General features: G+C 74.1%; 9 protein-coding genes. 2 read left to right on the forward strand and 7 right to left on the reverse strand.

The annotated features are described in order from the left end of the window. Positions 1–64: 64 nt before the first annotated feature. The 6 genes from H9L09_RS18145 to H9L09_RS18170 form a co-directional block, all read right to left on the reverse strand. On the reverse strand, positions 65–4687 hold the full coding sequence (locus H9L09_RS18145) for a hypothetical protein (protein ID WP_187578219.1): 4623 nt from the start codon (positions 4685–4687) through the stop codon (positions 65–67). Between the two features lie 40 nt (positions 4688–4727). After that, positions 4728–8648 carry a hypothetical protein gene (locus H9L09_RS18150; RefSeq protein ID WP_187578220.1) on the reverse strand — a complete coding sequence of 1307 codons (3921 nt, stop codon included), beginning with the start codon at positions 8646–8648 and terminating at the stop codon, positions 4728–4730. A gap of 91 nt (positions 8649–8739) precedes the next feature. Beyond that, on the reverse strand, positions 8740–10299 hold the full coding sequence (locus tag H9L09_RS18155) for an MFS transporter (RefSeq protein ID WP_223164114.1): 1560 nt from the start codon (positions 10297–10299) through the stop codon (positions 8740–8742). Positions 10300–10404: 105 nt separating this feature from the next. Continuing rightward, the gene (locus tag H9L09_RS18160; protein WP_187578221.1) at positions 10405–11625 is read right to left on the reverse strand and encodes an acetate/propionate family kinase; all 1221 of its coding nucleotides are present in this window, start codon (positions 11623–11625) and stop codon (positions 10405–10407) included. Then, complete coding sequence (gene pta / locus H9L09_RS18165; RefSeq protein ID WP_187578222.1) at positions 11622–13709, reverse strand: phosphate acetyltransferase; 2088 nt, start codon at positions 13707–13709, stop codon at positions 11622–11624. Before pta ends, H9L09_RS18160 begins: the two co-directional genes overlap by 4 nt. A 34-nt stretch (positions 13710–13743) precedes the next feature. After that, on the reverse strand, positions 13744–14775 hold the full coding sequence (locus H9L09_RS18170; RefSeq protein ID WP_187578223.1) for a zinc-dependent alcohol dehydrogenase family protein: 1032 nt from the start codon (positions 14773–14775) through the stop codon (positions 13744–13746). A gap of 149 nt (positions 14776–14924) precedes the next feature. On the opposite strand from H9L09_RS18170, the gene H9L09_RS18175 reads away from it, so the two are divergent. Next, positions 14925–15632 (forward strand): alpha/beta fold hydrolase, encoded by a 708-nt coding sequence (locus H9L09_RS18175; RefSeq protein ID WP_187578224.1) that lies wholly within the window; start codon positions 14925–14927, stop codon positions 15630–15632. 82 nt (positions 15633–15714) lie between these two features. On the opposite strand, the gene H9L09_RS18180 is transcribed toward H9L09_RS18175, so the two are convergent. Further along, positions 15715–16551, reverse strand: coding sequence for a hypothetical protein (locus tag H9L09_RS18180; protein WP_187578225.1), 837 nt, complete (start codon positions 16549–16551; stop codon positions 15715–15717). A gap of 193 nt (positions 16552–16744) precedes the next feature. Here H9L09_RS18180 and H9L09_RS18185 point away from each other — a divergent pair, with 193 nt between their 5' ends. Continuing rightward, positions 16745–17362 carry a hypothetical protein gene (locus tag H9L09_RS18185; RefSeq protein WP_187578226.1) on the forward strand — a complete coding sequence of 206 codons (618 nt, stop codon included), beginning with the start codon at positions 16745–16747 and terminating at the stop codon, positions 17360–17362. Positions 17363–17573: the final 211 nt, after the last annotated feature.

Raw genomic sequence — 17573 nt, forward strand, 5'->3', positions numbered from 1 at the left:
TCGGAGCGGGCTCAGAGCAGACCGGACCGGACCGGACCGGACCGGGACCCGACCGGATGCGGAGTCAGAGCAGGACCTCGTCGGCGTACACCAGCCGCTGCTCGGTGCGCGGCAGCGGGGCGATCACCGGGCCGGACTCCAGCGGCGAGAGCGGATCACCCGCGAACCGCTCCCACTCCTCGACCGTGACCCGCCACCGGGCCTCCGGCGCGGCGCCCGGGAGCGCCGGGCGCCGCAACGGGATCGTGGTGCCGGCGTCGAGCTCGCCCACCCAGGCCGCCTGCGCGGCGCCCTCGTCGACGGCGCGGACCTGCAGCACCGTGGTGGCCACGGTCTCCCAGCCCAGGTCGGTGTCGATGACCGGGTCGCGCCGCTGCAGCCGGGCGATCACGGAGCGGTTCGCGCCGATCTCGGCGGCCGGCGGCGGCCGGAAGCGCACCGGGCCCTCGGCCCCGCGCACCCCGATGGTGCCGCTGACCACCACGCGCACGTGGGTGTCGTCGGTCCGGGACACCGTGGTGCTGCGCTCCGGCGTGACCTGGACGAAGTCGCAGCGCACCGGTGCCGACAGGTGGCAGCCGTTCACCGAGGACGGCTGGTAGCGCGCGACCGCGAGCCGCACGAACGGCCAGAACGCCGTGCCCGGGTCGATCGCCACGTCGACGTACCAGAGCCCGCGCTCGTCGTTGTACTGCGGCCGGTACGGCACCACCTGCACCTGGGGCCGCCCGGGCACCGAGTCCAGCGGCAGCAGCACCGGGGCGGCCACCGGGCGGCCGGGGAGCTGCCGGTCGTCGACGCCGATCTGGTGCAGCAGGTTGTCCAGGGCGAGGAAGTCCAGGGCGCGCCGGGGCACCGGGGCGCTGCGCCACACCGGGTCGGCCCCGACCTTGCTGACGAACGGAAAGCCGGAGCCATCCTCACCGGCGGGTTCGAAGGCGTCGCCGGTGCCCGGCGGCGCGAGCAGCACGCCGACGAGCTCGCCGTCCCCGCTGCTGAACCAGGGCCGCTCGAGATAGATCCGTACGCCGCTGCGACGGGTGTGCCGCACGCCCATCGGCTGCTCCGCCTCGGCGCCCTCGTCCCACCGGAACAGCGGGAGGACCGAGTGCACGATCGGGGCGGCCGGCGGGGCGGAGGAGGGCACGTCGACGAGGACCGGGGCACCGACGACGCTGTAGCCGTCGTCACCGGGCTGCAGCGGCTGCTGCAGGTCGGGGTGGAAGTACTCCCGGAACCGCGAGGTCGCCCGGAACCGGTAGCTCACGTCGCGGTGCCTGGTGTCGGGCAGCTGGTGGATGGCCTGGTGCAGCATGAGGTCCTCGAACCCCGGCAGGGTGATCTGGGCGGTGACCAGCCCGAGCCCGGCGATGTCCTCGGCGGGGCCGATCGGCACCTGGAACGCGATCGCGTTGTTCGGCTGCAAGCGCCACCGGCCCTGGGTGAGGTCGTCGACCGGGTCGGTCCAGGACGCCTCGGCGATCAGGCTGTCGGTGCTGGGCCCGTGCACGTCCACGCCGCCGGACAACGCCACCCAGGACTGGCCGCGGACCCGCTGCGGCCGGGTCAGGGTCGGCCGTGGCGCCTCGAGCGGGCGCGGTACGGCGTGCACCAGCAGCACGTCCTCGGACGGCGTGAGGCCCCACAGCCAGCCGTCGGCGGCGGCCTCCTGCACGTCGTGGTCGGCCTGCACCGCCGGGGCGAGGCTGCGCCAGAGGCCGAACAGCCGCAGGGTCTCGCGGTCCAGCGAGGAGGAGAGCCGGAACCGCTGCTGGTCGCCGGCCGGCAGCCGCAGCCGCATCACCCGTCCGCGCACGGCGGCGCCGAGCTGGTCGGCCCCCTCGAGCACGAACCTGAAGGGCTGCTTCTCCGGCCAGCTGCCGAGGTACGCCGCGGTGAACCCCTCGCCGCCGAAGGGGAACGGGATCCGCCGGTCGAGGCCCGCCTCGGGGAAGACCACCGAGACGCCGAGCGCCATCGGGTCCGGCAGGTAGGGAAGGCTGAGCTCGTCGGTGTCGTGCACGACGTACTGGCCGGGCAGCGGCGGCACGCCCGGCTGCAGCGGCAGCATCCGCGTCGCCGGGTCCTCGACCGCGGTGGTGGGGGTGCCCTCCAGCCGCACCCCGGGCTGGCCGAGCCGCTGCCCCGGGTGCTCCAGGTCGGCGCGGTCGACGTCGAGGAACGAGCCGTCCTCGGCGATCGCCCAGCCGAGCATCGCCTGCCGGTCCGTCGCCGACGCCGGGCCGATGCCGGGGTCGAACATGCCGTGCAGCTCGGCCTCCATCTGGCTGGTCTTCGGCGGGGCCAGGTGCCGCTGCGAGGTGGCCGCGTAGTCGAGGTCCAGGTCGGGGTGGTCGGTGCGCACCTGGGCGGCGTACGCCGCAGGGTCGGTCACCGTGATCGCGAGCGTGTCCGGGTCCTGGGTGACGCCGGAACGCACCACCAGCACCCGCAGCGACTCGCCCTCGGTGTAGCGGCGTCGGGGCACCACCGCCGGCGGCGGCACCGGGTCCCACCGCAGGAACGGGCGCAGCCTGGTCACGGTGTCCAGCGCGGCGACGGCCCGTTCGGCGATGCCGCCGGGCAGCACGTGCGCGACCAGCTGCGAGGCGGCCAGCGCCGTGAGCGAGTCGACCGAGCGTGCGGACGGGTCGGCGAGCATCGGCTGGGCGGGGTCGGCGAGGCTCGCCGCGGTCACCTCCGCGACCAGCGCGCGGCGGCTGACCCGGGCCATCTGCGGGCCTACCGGGGGCGTCGCCGGGGAGAGCCGGCGGTCGCGGAGCCGGGCGCCGAGCAGCGCCTGGAGCTGGTCGGGCAGCTCCACCTGCGGCTGGTCCGGAGTCCGGGCCGCCTCCAAGCGGCGCCGCTCCAGCAGGCCGTGGGTGGCCAGCCGCAGCGGGTCCGCCCAGAGGGTGGCCGCCTCCGTCGCGGCACCGTCGGCGGGCAGCGCCGCGGCGAGCGCCGAGGCCACGTCCGCGCGGGGCGGCAGCGGCTGCGGGTTGAGCTCGTGGGCGCGAGAGTTCCCGGCCAGGTCCACGCCCCAGGCCCGGAACGCGTAGGACCGGCCGAACCGCAGCCGCGGCAGGGTCCCGGGCGCGACGGCGTGCGTGAACCGGACCGGGTGCGGCGGCCGCTCGCCGGGACCGGGGTCGTCGGGGACGTCCTCGACGACCTCGTCGGGCCCGTCGTTGCGGATCCGCTTGCCCGGTCGCGGCGCCGCCAGGCTCCAGCCCTCCCAGCCGAACACGGCCTCGTGCACGTGCACCGGGGAGTCGGCCACGCCGGGGGTCTCGTGCGCCGCCGTGCCCTGGATGAACGCGTCCTCCTCGAGGTCGTCGATCACCTTGCCGGCGCCCTTGACGAAGACGTCGGTGCGGCGCCGGTGCAGCGACGCCCACCGACCGACCGTGTCGTCCCACACCTCGACGCGCAGGCCGCGGGTGACGTCCTCGGTGTGCAGGCTGCTGACGCCGGCGTCCACCAGGTCGGTCTGCAGCTGCGTCTGCCGCCCCAGCCGCCGCTTGGTGTCCAGCGCCTGCCCGGTGCGGGCGACCGTGAGGCCGTTGGCGCGCAGCGCCGGAGTGGCCGCGTCCGCCGGGTTGCCGTTGTCCTCGACCTTGACCAGCCGCGGGATCGTCCAGAGGAACCGCTCGGTCTTGATCGCGCTTCCGTCGGCGTCGACGTCGAGCACGGTGAACCGGTCCTCGTTGCCGAGCCGCAGCGCCCCCTGCGCCCAGTCGGCCCCGGCAGGCACGGTGACCAGGGCGCCGTCCTCGGTGCTCTGGCACAGCACCTGGTTGCCCTCGGAGACGACCCGGCCGTCCACGGTGATCCGCGCCGAGAGCCACTGCGAGTCCAGGAGCCGCCGCACGTCGGCCTGCAGGTCCACCACGAGGCCGAGCCGGCGCAGCAGCTCGGGGTGGTCGCCGAGCATCGCGCAGCGCTCGTGGAACTCCGGCTCCGGCGCGGGCAGCGGGGTCGCGACGGCGTCCGGGTCGGGCCGCTCCCGGTAGGCGCCCTGCGACTCGGGTCGCTCGTAGAAGCGTCGGGCCCGGTGCAGCTCGACGGCCATCCGGCGTACCAGCTCGCCCAGCCCGGCCGCGGTGTCGATGCCGCCGGGCATGTCCGACCAGCGTTCCAGCGAGGCGTTCTCGACGATGTCGTCGAGCTGGGCGGTCATCAGCGACTCGTCGTACACCTGACGGCGCTCGTGGCCGAACACCTCCGTGCGCTGGTAGTCGTGCGCGATCTCGAGCACCGCCTCGGTGAGCGGGTGGTCACGCACCGCCGGAGGGGCGGTCGGGCTGGCCAGGGTGGTCGCCACGTGCAGCGCCTTGGCGAGCGTGCTCACGGTGCGGGTGTCGAAGCTGCGCCACTGCCGGTCCTGCCACTGCGGCAGCCGGTTCGGCCGCACCGGCGTGGCCGGCCCGAACATCCGCTTCCACAGCGCCGGGTCGATCGGGTCGAGCAGCGGCACCGCGTCGATCGGCCCGACCTGGTCGAACAGCTCGATCCGGGCGCGCTGCTTCACCGCGCCGGCCCAGTCGCGGAACAGGGGGAACTCCCGCAGCGGCGTGCCGTCCTCGGCGGCGTCGATCCGCGGCGTGACGAACACCGAGACGTGGAAGGGCGCCGCCGGCCGCACGGAGAACGGCAGTGCGCAGACGATGCAGAACTCGCGTTCCAAGGGCGCTCCCTCGTGTCTGGTGAAGTGGGTTCGGTCGCGGTCAGTCGGCGGCGAAAGCCAGGCAGTACTCGTCCCAGGCGGGTGAGGTGCCGTCCTCGGCGCCCAGGATCTCGCGGTACGACGGGTCGCCGTTCGAGCCGGCGAAGCGTCGCTCGGCGCTGACCTGCACCGAGCCGGAGAAGAACAGCACGTCGACCTCGACGGTGATGGTGGCGCGGCCGACCATCTTGCCGGTGTCGAACTCGTAGAGCAGCTCCATGTACAGCTCGATGGAGGCGCTGATCAGGCCGAGGACGTCCACCTCGCCGCGGAGCCGGAAGTAGCCGGTGAGCGACCCCTTCTCGCCCTCCAGCCGGATGTAGATCCCGATCATCGCCGAGATCGACCCGGAGGCGACGCCGAAGTCGACGGCGAGCGCGGCCCCCGCCTCCAGGCCGAGCTCGAGGACGTCGAGACCGTCGGGGGCGACCCGGATCAGGAACCAGCCGCCGCCGCCCAGGCACATCACCGTCAGCGTGAACGGCTGCTCCCGGGTGCAGAAGTTGAAGCCGACGGTCAGCGTCCTGCCGAGGAACGGTACGTCGACGTCCGCGCCGAGCGACATGTTCGACAGGTTGAACACGCCGATCGCCACGCTCGGCAGCGCCAGCGTGAAGCCCGCGGTGGCGCCCGCCGGGGAGACGTCGAGGAACGGCGGGTCGCTGAAGCCGTCGAGGGGGATCAGGTCCTTGATGACCTCGACGAAGGAGAGCAGCCCGAGGAACTCGATCTCGCCGAGCACCACGTCGACCTCGGGCTTGCCGGTGGTGCCCGCCTTGAAGAACAGGTGGTCGAACGGCACCCGCATCAGCGGCGTCCCGGGGAACAGCAGCAGCGAGATGTCGCGGATCTCGGCGCTCGCGGTGACGTCCGCGGTGCCGTCGCCGCCGACCCGGCCCTCGACGGCGAGCACCAGGTTGTCCCGGCCGCCGTCGCCGAGCTCGAGGATCGGCGCCGCCTGCGGCCACGGCTGCAGCTGCGGCTTCCACTCGAAGCGGAAGCGCTGCTGCACCGAGGACGGGTCGAAGCCGTTGACCAGGTTGAAGAAGTCCTGCACCAGGTCCTCGGCCGCGGCGATCTCGGTGAGGCCGTCGGCCAGCCGGTCCAGCACCGTGGCGGCCTGCGGGGGCAGCAGCGCGGCCAGGGCCCGGACGTCGGCGAGCAGCGCGTCGAGCGCCGTGAAGGTCGGGGCGATCGCCGCCTCGACGTCGCCGAGATCGACACCGGCCAGCGCCGTGAGCAGGGTGATGAACTGTTCGACCAGGTCGTCGGCCGAGGCGGCGACCTGGTGCGCCGCGGCGAGCGCCTGCTGCGCCTGCTGCTGCAGGTGCGCCGACTTCTCCTGGGCCCGGCCCACGAGCTTCTCGGCCTCGACGACGGCGTCCTGCGCCTGCGCCGCGAGCCGCTGCACGTCGAGGCCGAGCTGCTCGATGCGGCCCAGCGTCTCGGTGAGCACCGACGGCGCCTGTGCCAGGTCGTCGGGCAGCAGCTTGACCAGGTCGGCGAGGCTGACCAGCCCGAACAGCTTCGGCAGCGCCCCCATCAGGAACTTCTGCGGGTCGAACGTGCCGGCGACCATGCCGTCCAGGTCGCCGATCGGGCCGGTCGCCCGGGACAGCCCGCGGATCGGCAGGTCGGGGGAGAGGAAGCCGCCGGCCTTGTCGCTGCCGGACGCGGCGCCGGCGCCGAACTTCAGCTGCGGCAGCGGCACCGTCGGGTCCTGCTGGGCCGGCTCGCCGCCGCCTCCGACGTTGACCGCGGCCCAGACCTCACCGGCCGCCGGCGAGCCGAACCCGCCGGCGACGTACCCCTCGAAGTAGGAGATCGCGATCGGCCCGGTGCGGGAGAGCTGCTGCACCGCCGGCACCACCACCGAGGCCGCGCTCATCCGCGGAGTGCTCTCGCCGAGGCCGGCCTGGCCGAGCAGCCAGACCGCGGCGCTCTCCAGGGTCGGGTCGGGTCCCGCCCCGCTCGGCACGAACGCCACCTTCTGCCCCGACAGGTCGACCCGGCGGCTCGGGTCGGCGGCGTACGCCGTGTCCACGGCCGCCCGCTGCGGCGCGCTGTTGAACGCCTCGGAGACCCAGACCAGCGGCGTGTGCAGCCGCACCGGCCGGTCGTCGTGGTCGAGGGCGTCGAGGGTGAACGCGAACCGCTGACCGCCCACCCTCGGCCAGAAGAACGTGTCCTGGCTGTCGCCGGTGACGTTGCCCGGCCGCTCGATGACGGGGCTGACCAGCGGGCGCACGTCCACGCGGGTGAACGGCAGCCGCCGGTCGGCGTAGGTCCGGGTGCGCTCGCCGACGACGAGGAACATCCGCTGGTAGAGCGCGGCGACAGGCTCGGTGACGTCCTTCATCTTGCGCTCGGTCACCTTGACCAGCGCGGCCTGGTGCCCGAACGGGTACAGGTAGCCGGGGTAGACGACCCGGACGTACTGGTCGCGGCCCATCGGCGCGACGTGGTCCCAGGCCAGCAGCGAGCTCATCCCGGCCTCGGAGTAGGGCCGGGTCGTCCAGGCGCCGTGCAGGTCCAGCCAGGCGCCGATGCTGGAGAGCCAGAGCGCGTCGGCGCCGACCGGGACCGGGGCGATCGGGCCGGAGTCCCCGCGCCAGGTCTCGGCGGTCTGCCGGACGATCATGTTCCGGTCGCTGCGGTCCAGCGAGCCCAGGAACGGCGGGTCCACGGCCTGGGCGGGGTCCCGGGGGTCGGCGTGGCTGAGCGGGTTGATCGCCGGCTGGGTGTCGAGGCCGGCGTCCTTCCAGGAGTCGCCGACCCAGTCCCGGTCGCGCGTCCACAGCGCCCGGACGATGCGTCGCCTCCGGTTGTGCTCGTCGGGAGGTCCGCCCTCGGTGGTCGGCCGGCTCGCCAGCCGGCTGTGCCACAGCTCGACGTGTGCGTCGGCGTCCCCGGCGGGCACCGGGCCGACCGCGTGGGCGAACCGCGCCTCGGGCCCGGGGGAGAGCAGTAGCCGGAACGGCGCCTCGACGGCGGTCTCGTCATCCGTCGGCCGCCGGCTCAGCGTGCGACGGGCCCGGATCGCCCCGATGATGCCGGGGACCAGCCCGCGGCCCGGCGCGAACAGCCCGCCCTCCGGGAGCGCGGTGCGGCCGCCGACCGCCGGGGTGCTGGACGCGAGCAGCGCCCGGGCGCGCCGGACCGAGCGGGCCTGCTCCAGGGCGCCGGCCACGGTGGTGGTGTCCGGCGGCGGGTTCTCACGCAGGAACCGCGCCCCGGCCCGTTCGATCACCGGGCCGTCGGCGTGCAGCCGGGCGACGAGCCCGTCGCCGAGGTGCAGGAACGGGGGTTCCCAGACGATCAGTGGCTTGCGGCCGAGGCTGCCAGTGGTCGGGGCGTCGCCGGGCAGCGCCAGCGGGTGCAGCACCAGCTCCAGGCGACGCATCGCGGCCAGGATCCCGGCGGTGGAGAACTCGACCGTCTCCCCGTCCGGGACCGCGAACACCAGCCGCGACGGCCGGGCCGGACGGAAGCCGACCGGCGGGGTGGCCCGGCTGCCCGCGGGATCCGGCGGCCAGGAGTCCGGTGCCGGGCTGCCGCCGGTGCCCGGCTCCGTCGAGGGAACCGTCGACGCGTCCTCGTACGTCGCCTCCTCGAACCCGTGCTGGAAGGTGTGCTCGACCTTCATCCGGGCGACCTGTCCGGCCCGGGGCCGCACGGCCGCCGGTCCGGAGCCGCCAAACCACAGCTCGCAGCCCGTGAACGTGACGCTCAGGGCCACCAGGTCGCGCGGCCGGATCAGGTCGACCCGGATCCGGTCCTCGCTGCCCGCGTCACCCCCGCCACCGGCGCCGTCGGCCGGTCCGGGGGCGGCCTCTCCCGGTTCGACCCACCGCCACCCGGCGGCGAACCTCAGCGGGTCGACGGCGCGGAGCGCCCGGCGGCGTGGTCGGCGTGGCGGCATCTCGATCCCCGATGTGTGCAGGGTTCTTTACCGTCACGACGGTAACGATGTCGGGAGCCGCCCGGTATGGCCCCTATGGGCCAACCGCGGGTCAGCCGGCCGCCCCCACCGCCGGCTCGCTCGGCACGTCCTGCTTGCGGGCGTTGATCACGAACAGCGCCACCAGCAGGGCCACCCCGAGTAGCACCGCGCCCCAGAAGAACGCCACGTGGTAGCCGGAGAGGAACGCGTCCGGCGCCATCGTGCGGGCGTCCTCCGGGCTCCGCACGTTGTCGGCGAGGTAGGCGGTGACCGCGCCGGCGAACAGCGTGTTGAGCAGCGCCGTACCCAGCGAGCCGCCGATCTGCTGCGAGGTGTTCAGCACCGCGCTCGCGATGCCGGCGTCGTGCTCGCCGACGTTGACCAGCGCGGTGCTGGAGGCCGGGATGAACACGCACGCCATGCCGATGCTCATCAACAGCATCGAGGGCAGCACCCAGGCCACGTAGGAGGTGTCGGCCTCGACCTGGGTGAGCATCAGCATCCCGGTGACCGCGAGCGCCAGCCCGGGGACCATCAGCGCCTTCGGCCCGACCCGCGGCAGCAGCTGCGCCACCGCGCCGGCGGTCAGGATGATCCCGACGCTGAACGGCAGGAACGCGAAGCCGGCCCGGAGCGGGCTGTACCCGAGGTTGAGCTGGAAGTAGTAGGTGAGGAACAGGAACATCGCGAACAGGCCGGCCCCGACGAACAGGAAGACCAGGTAGGAACCGCCCCGGTTGCGGTCGAGCACCACCCGCAGCGGAAGCATCGGGTTCTTGGCCCGGCGCTCCCAGGCCACGAACGCGACCAGCAGCACCAGCGCGGCCACCAGCCAGGCGAGCGTCTTCGGGTCGGTCCAGCCCTGCACCGCGGTGTCCTGCGGGTTGTCGGGGTTCGCCGCCTTGGCCGCCTCGGTGAAGCCGTAGACGAGCGAGAACAGCCCGGTGGTCGCCAGCAGCACGCCGGGGACGTCGTAGCGGGTGTCGCCGGGAGCCTTGCTCTCGCGCACCAGACGTACGGCGGCCAGCGCGACCAGCATCGCCACCGGGACGTTCACGCCCAGGCACCAGCGCCAGGAGGTGAACTCGGTGAGGACGCCACCGACGATCAGGCCGATCGCGGCGCCGCCGCCGGACAGCGCACCGAAGACGCCGAAGGCCTTGGCGCGCTCGCGCGGCTCGGTGAAGGTCACGGTCAGCAGCGACAGCGCGGCCGGGGCCATCAGCGCCGCGAACGCGCCCTGCAGCGCCCGGGCCGCGAAGAGCAGCTCGGCGGTCGGGGCGAGGCCGCCGATCGCCGACGCGGCCGCGAAGCCGCCCAGGCCGATCAGGAACGTCCGCTTCCGGCCGGTGTAGTCGGCGATCCGGCCGCCGAGCAGCAGCAGCGCGCCGAAGGCCAGCGTGTAGGCGGTCACCACCCACTGCCGGTCGGCGTTGCTGATGCCCAGGTCCTGCTGCGCCGACGGCAGGGCGATGTTCACGATGGAGGCGTCCAGCACGATCATCAGCTGGGCCGCGGCGATCACCGCGAGGGCCCACCACCGCCGGGGATCGACCTCGGGAGCGGTGTCGGCCGGCTGCGTGGTCCGGGCGGTGGGTGCGGCTGGGGTCGGGGGCACGGCGTCGGACACGATGTCTCCTCGGTGTGGAACGTCTTCGTGTGAGCGGCCACGCGGCCGTCCGAGGCGACAACCGGGTCCCCGGCGGGGGTGTTCCCGGATCCGGTGAAGTTTTGCCTAACGGCCGGTGTCGTCTGGACCGCCGCCGGCGTCCACGACGGCCAGGGTCTGCCGGGCGATCTCCCACTCCTCGTTGGTGGGCACCACCAGCACGGCGACCTCGCTGCCCTCGGCCGAGACCACCGTGGGCCGGTCGGGACGGACGTCGTTGCGCTCGGCGTCGAGGACCACGCCGAGCCGCTCCAGCCCGGACAGCGAGCGGGCCCGCACCTGGGGGGCGTTCTGACCGACCCCGGCGGTGAACACCACGGCGTCGACGTGACCGAGCACGGCGTAGTAGGCCCCGACGTACTTGCGGATCCGGTGGCAGTAGACCTCGAAGCCGAGCCGGGCGTCCTCGTCGCCGTCGGCGCGCAGCTTCTCCAGCGTGCGGAAGTCGTTGTGGCCGGTGAGCCCCTTGAGCCCGGAGGTCTTGTTGAGCGCGTCGTCGATCTCCTCCAGCGACCAGCCGAGCTGCCGGTGCAGGTGCGCCGGGACGGCCGGGTCCAGGTCGCCCGAGCGGGTGCCCATCACCAGTCCCTCGAGCGGGGTCAGCCCCATCGAGGTCTCGACCGAGCGACCGCCCTCGATGGCGGTCGCCGAGCAGCCGTTGCCCAGGTGCAGCACGATCAGGTTGACCTCCTCGAGCGGCCGGCCGAGCAGGTCCGCGGCCGCCCGGGACACGAAGGCGTAGGAGGTGCCGTGGAAGCCGTAGCGCCGGATCTGGTGGTCGTCGCGCCAGCTGCGCGGCACCGCGTAGGTGTAGGCGTGCTCGGGCAGCGTCTGGTGGAAGGCGGTGTCGAAGATCGCCACCTGCGGCAGGTCGGGGAAGAGCTTGCGGGCCACCCGCAGGCCCTCGAGGTTGGCCGGGTTGTGCAGCGGGGCGAGGGGCACCAGCTCGGTGACCGCCTCGATCAGCTCGTCGTCGACGCGCGCCGGGGAGGAGAACCGGGCGCCACCGTGGACGACCCGGTGGCCGACGGCCCGGATGTCGGCGTCGTGCAGCGACGGGCCGTGCTCGGCGAAGGCGTCCAGCGCGGCGCGCAGCGCCTGCTCGTGGTCGGCGACGGGGCGCTCGACCCGGTGCTCGCCGTCGGCGGCGTGGTGGGTGATCACCCCGGTGCCCTCGCCGATCCGCTCGACCAGACCGTCGGCGCGCTTCTCGCCGGAGTCGGCGTCGACGAGGCTGTACTTCAACGAGGAGGAGCCGGTGTTGATCACCAGCACCAACGCGCTCACCCGCGACCTCCGGCCGGCTTCTGCGCCTGGATCGCGGTGATCGCGATCGTGTTCACGATGTCGCGCACGGTCGCGCCGCGGGAGAGGTCGTTGACCGGTTTGCGCAGGCCCTGGAGCACCGGCCCGATGGCGACCGCCCCGGCCGAGCGCTGCACGGCCTTGTAGGTGTTGTTCCCGGTGTTCAGGTCCGGGAAGACGAAGACCGTCGCGCGACCGGCCACGTGGGAGTCGGGCAGCTTCGTCCGGGCGACCGCGCTGTCGATGGCCGCGTCGTACTGGATGGGGCCCTCGACGAGCAGCTGGGGGGCGCGCTCCCGGACCAGGGTGGTCGCCTTGGAGACCTTCTCCACGTCGGTGCCGGCACCCGAGCTGCCGGTGGAGTAGGACAGCATCGCGATCCGCGGCTCGATCCCGAACCCGGCGGCGGTCGCGGCCGAGGAGATCGCGATGTCGGCGAGCTGCTCCGCGGACGGGTCGGGGTTGACCGCGCAGTCGCCGTACACCAGCACCTGGTTCTCCAGGCACATGAAGAACACCGAGGAGACCACCGAGACCCCCGGAGTGGTCTTGACGATCTCGAGGGCCGGCCGGATCGTGTGCGCGGTGGTGTGCACGGCGCCCGACACCATCCCGTCGGCGAGGCCCAGCTCGACCATCAGGGTGCCGAAGTAGGAGACGTCTGTGACCACCGAGCGCGCGTCGTCGAGGTCGATCCCCTTGTGCTTGCGGCGCTCGAAGTACTCCTGCGCGAACCGCTCACGGTGCTCGGCGTCGGTCGGGTCGACCACCCGTGCCTCGGAGATGTCGACGCCGAAGGTGGCGGCCGCGGCGGTGATCCGGATCGGGTCGCCGAGCAGGGTCAGGTCGGCGAGGCCGCGGCGCAGCACGATGTCGGCGGCGCGCAGGATCCGCTCCTCGTCGCCCTCCGGCAGCACGATGTGGCGGCGGTCCGCCACCGCCCGGTCGATCAGCTGGTGCTCGAACATCAGCGGCGTCACCGCGTCGGTGCGGGCGACCTCCAGCCGGTCGAGCAGCGCGTCGCCGTCGACGTGCTCGCTGAACAGCGACATCGCGGTGACCACCTTGCGGGTGGACTCCTTGGTCAGCCGGCCGCGGACCCCGTTGAGCGCGGTGGTGGTCGCGTGGGTGCCGAGGTCGGTGGCGATGATCGGCATCGTGGCGCCGATGCCCTCGATCAGCCGCACCACCTGGCTGGGCAGGGAGAGGCCGCCGTTGAGCACGATCCCGGACATCTGCGGGAAGTTGGCGGAGACATGCGCGGTGAGCACGCCGAGGACGACCTCGGGGCGGTCGCCCGGGGTGACGACCACCGCGCCCTCGAACAGCCGGTCCAGCACGTTGGGCATCGTCATCGCGGCGACCACGATGCCGGTGGACTCGCGACCGAGCAGGTTGGCGCCGCCGCTGACCAGGGTGCCGTCGCAGGCCTTCATCAGGTCGCCGACGGAGGCGGCGCTGAGCAGCGGCTCCTCGGGCAGCGCGTAGGTCAGCACGTCGTCGACGGCGATCGCCGCCACGTCGTCGAGCACCCGCGCGGCGTCGCAGCGGTTCGCCACCACCGCGAACAGCGTGCCGTGCTGCGCACGCAGCTCGCCGACCGCCATCGAGGCCATCGTGTGCAGCTCCTCCGGGCTGCGGCCGAAGCCGTTGAGCACCAGCAGCACCGGAGCACCGAGGTTGGCCGCTATCCGGGCGTTGTAGGAGAACTCCATGGGGGTGCCGACGTCGGTGTAGTCGGAGCCGACCACGACCACGGCGTCGCAGCGGTCCGCCACCTGGTGGTAGCGCTCGACGATCCGGTCCAGCGCGGCGAGCGGGCTGGCGTGCACGTCGTCGTAGGTGACGCCGGCGCAGTCGTCGTAGTCCAGCGTGACGGCCTCGTGGGAGGTGAGCAGGTCCAGCACGTAGTCGCGGCCGCCGGTCGCGGCGCTGTCGGCGCGGACCACCGGCCGGAACACCCCGACCCGCCCCACCCGCCGGGACAGCTGCTCGAGCAGCCCGAGCGCGACCGTGGACTTGCCGGAGTACCCCTCGGTCGAGGCCACGTAGACGCTGCTCCCCATGGGCTGAGAGTAGCCGGGTGCGGCGGCCGCCGGGTCAGAGCCGGACGACGGTGATGCCGGCGAAGGTGGCGGGCCGGCTCATCGCCTCGAGCGCGGCGCCGGCCTCGTCGAGGCCGATCACCCGGCCGACCAGCTCGCCGGGGCGTACGGCGCCGGACTCGACCAGCCGCAGCAGCGCCGGGTAGTCGCGGGCGGCCATGCCGTGGGAGCCGTATATCTCCAGCTCCTTGGCCAGCACCCGGTCCATCGGCAGCGGGGGAGTGGAGGCGGCGCCGAGCAGCAGCCCGACCTGCACGTGGCGGCCGCGGGGGCGCAGGCACTCGACCGAGGCGACCGCGGTCGCCGGCGAGCCCAGCGCGTCCAGGGACACCCCGGCGCCGCCGGCGGTGGCCTCGACGATCCGGGCCGCCGCGTCCGGACCGCCGGGGACCAGCACCTCCGCGCCCAGCTCGCCGGCCCGCGCCAGCGCCGCCGGAGCCACGTCGACCGCGACCACCCGGGCCCCGAGCGCGACCGCGATCATCACCGCCGACAGGCCGACGCCGCCGCAGCCGTGCACGGCGACCCAGTCACCGGCCCCGACCCTGCCGTGGGCGGTGAGCGCCCGGTAGGCGGTGGCGAACCGGCAGCCGAGCGAGGCGGCGGTCACGAAGTCGACGGAGTCCGGCAGCGGGACGAGGTTGAGGTCGGCCGCGTGCAGCGCGACCAGCTCGGCGAACGAGCCGGGGCCGGTGAAGCCCGGCTGGGTCTGGTCCGGGCAGACCTGCGCGTCACCGGCGGCGCACAGCGCGCACCGGCCGCAGCCGCAGACGAACGGCACCGTGACCCGTTCGCCGACCCGCCGGGTGCGCACCTGCGGCCCGACCTCGGCGACCACCCCGGCCAGCTCGTGACCGGGCACGTGCGGCAGCCGCACCGGGTCATGCCCCTGCCAGGCGTGCCAGTCCGACCGGCAGACACCGGTGGCCCTCACCTCGACGACGACCCCGTCGGCCGGGCAGGCCGGCGCGGCCACCTCCACGACGGCCGTCGCGCCGCCGTACTCACTGAACCGGACCGCGCGCATGCCGGTCATCGTAGGGAGCGGGCCAGCCGGGCCGCGCAGGTGGACCCCGACCACGTCTTCCGGTTCGGGCACGCCCACGTCTGACCGTGCAGCGGGTCGCCGGTCTGGTCCGCGGTCATGAAGCCGACCGGCGGGGGTACCGGCGCCGCATGACGTCCGCGTCCCTGCAACGACTCCCGCTCGTGACCACCCCGCGCCTCCTCGCCCTCCCCGGACTCGGGCTGGGAGAGGAGGCCTGGGCACCCACCCTCGTGGGGCTGGGCGGGCCGGCGACGGTGATGCGGCTGCCCGGGTACGGCGTCCCGCGCGACGACCACGAGGACCTCGCCCCGCGCGCCCTCGCCGAGCTGGTCGTCGACGTCGCGCTGGCCGACGACGCTCCCACCGTGGTCCTGGCGCACTCCGGGAGCTGCCAGGTCGCGGCCCACGTCGCCGCGATCGCCGCCGACCGGGTGCCGGCCCTGGTGCTGGTCGGCCCGACCACCGACCCGCTGGCAGCCACCTGGCCGCGGATGGTCGGCGACTGGCTGCGAACCGTGCGACGGGAGGAGCCGGGCCAGGTGCCCGGCCTGGTGCGGCTCTACCGGCGTACGGGGCCGCTCGCGATGCACCGGGCGCTGAACGCAGCGCGGCACGACCGCATCGACACCGTCGTAGCCGGCCTCCGCTGCCCGGTGCTGGTGCTCCGCGGCAGGCACGACGTGATCTGCAAGCAGGGCTGGGCCGAGGCTCTGGCCGACGCGGCGCCCGACGGGTCCGCGGTCGCCACGCTGGAGGCCGGCGCGCACATGGTCCCGCTCACCCACGGCGACCTGGTGGCCGAGGCAGTGGGCGATTTCCTGGCCGGGGTGCCCTGAGCGCGGCTCTCGGCGCGGAGCGCCTCGGCACCAGAACGGGCCGCCCACCCGGAGGTGGACGGCCCGGTTCCCCTGGGAGGCGTCAGACGACCGGCTCCACGACGGGCGGGTCCTCGACGACAGGCTCCTCAACGACAGGCGTGACCGTCAGCGCCGCCAGCGCGTCGGCGATCACCTGCAGCTGCTCGGTCGCCAGGTCGAGCTGCCCGCCCGCAGCAGCCAGGTCGGCCAGGAACGCGGCGCGCTCCTGGTGGCTGCTGGACGCGGTGAGCGCGATGCCCTTCTCGACCGCGGCGGCGACCAGGCCGGCGACGCTGTCGTTCGCGGCGGTGGCCGCGGCGAGCGACTCGCGGATCGCGGCGACGTCGGCGCCGGCCACCTCCGCGGCGTCGGTCTGCGTGGTCAGCTCCGCGAGCGCGTCGGTGGTCGACAGCGCCTGCTGCTGCATCGCGGCGGCGCGCCGCAGGCCGGTGAGCACGATCGAGTAGATCTCGGGACGGACCTGCTTCACCTGCTTGCCGATCGCCTTGACCTCGGCCGGCGTCGCGGCCGCGGACGCCTCGGTCCCGAGGGCGGCGAGCGCTTCCCGGTCGGCGGCGATCGTCGCGGCGACGACGTCGCCCTCGGCCAGCCCGGCGGCGGCCACCCGCACGGCGGCCCGCGCCAGCGCGGCGTCCTTGTGCGCGACCCACGTCGTCACCTTGCGCTGCTCCACCGCGAGCCGCTTCTGGTCGGCCTTGCTCTTGACCGGCTTGGCGTGCTTGGCGTGCTGGGCCACCGGCCGGTGGCCGGTCTTGGCCGCGGCGGCCGGCCGGTGGTTGCCGTGCGGCGCCGCCGTCGCGGCCGGGGCCGCGGCGCCGGCCGACACCACGACAGCGAGAGCGGCCGCGACGAGGGCGGTCGTGGGGGAGCGCTTCATGGGTTCTCCGAGGAATTCGGGTGAATAGGACACTTGGAGCATCGGCGCTGCTGATTGCAACTTGATGCAGACGCAGCAACTTTTACTCTTCGTCCACAGGCGTCGGCCGTCCACAACCCCCGGAACCGACCCGGCTCGCTCCGCCGCCAGGCGACAGGGTGCTCGCATCGACTCGTCCCGGAGGAGCACTGCCATGGGCTACACCACCGACTTCATCGGACACCTCGACATCCGCCCGGCGCTGAACGCTGCCGAGATCGGCTACCTCACGGCGTTCACGACGTCACGTCGGTGGCGGCGCCCGTCGGGGCCGTACGCCGTGCCGCCGCGACCGGAGGAGGACGAGCCGGCGCCGGAGCTGGGCCACGACTTCCACGTGCCGGCTGACGGGCAACCCGGACTGTGGTGCGACTGGCAGGTCTGCTGGGACGGCTGCTGCCTCGCCTACGCCGGGTCGGAGCGGTTCTCCGGGGTGGTCGAGTGGCTGCGCTACCTCCTCGACCACTTCCTCCGGCCGGGCGCGGTGGTCGCCGACGGCTCGGTGCCGGGACGGGTCCCTGCCTTCGACGCGTTCACCTTCGACCACGTGCTGGACGGGCTGGTCGTGGGCTCGCGGCGCGACAACAAGCAGCTGTTCGGGATCGAGGTGGTCGACAACCACGTCACGGAGCAGGTGCTGCGCCGGGCCGACCGGCGGTTGCGGGGGGCGCCGCCACTGCCCTACGAGACGGCGATCGACCGGCGACGGCCTGCGGGTGCGGCCGGCCGCGGAGGTCAGGTGCTGCCGTTCCTGCAGCGACCCGGTGCCTGAGCCACGGCCGTCCGCCGCAGCACGGCGGAGCTGCGCACCGCTGGCCGCCCGACGACCGACGGCCACCTCCGCAGAGGTGGCCGCCGACCGTCGTGCCCCGGTCCGTCAGCCGCCTCTCGGCGCGTGGCCGCTCGTAGCGGCTCTAGGTGAGACCCGGGGGCATGATCCGGACCGGCACCCTGCCCAACCGGAGCGAGCCCGCCGGTATTCC

The sequence above is a fragment of the Nocardioides mesophilus genome (assembly GCF_014395785.1).
GTDB classification, from domain to species: Bacteria; Actinomycetota; Actinomycetes; order Propionibacteriales; family Nocardioidaceae; genus Nocardioides_B; species Nocardioides_B mesophilus.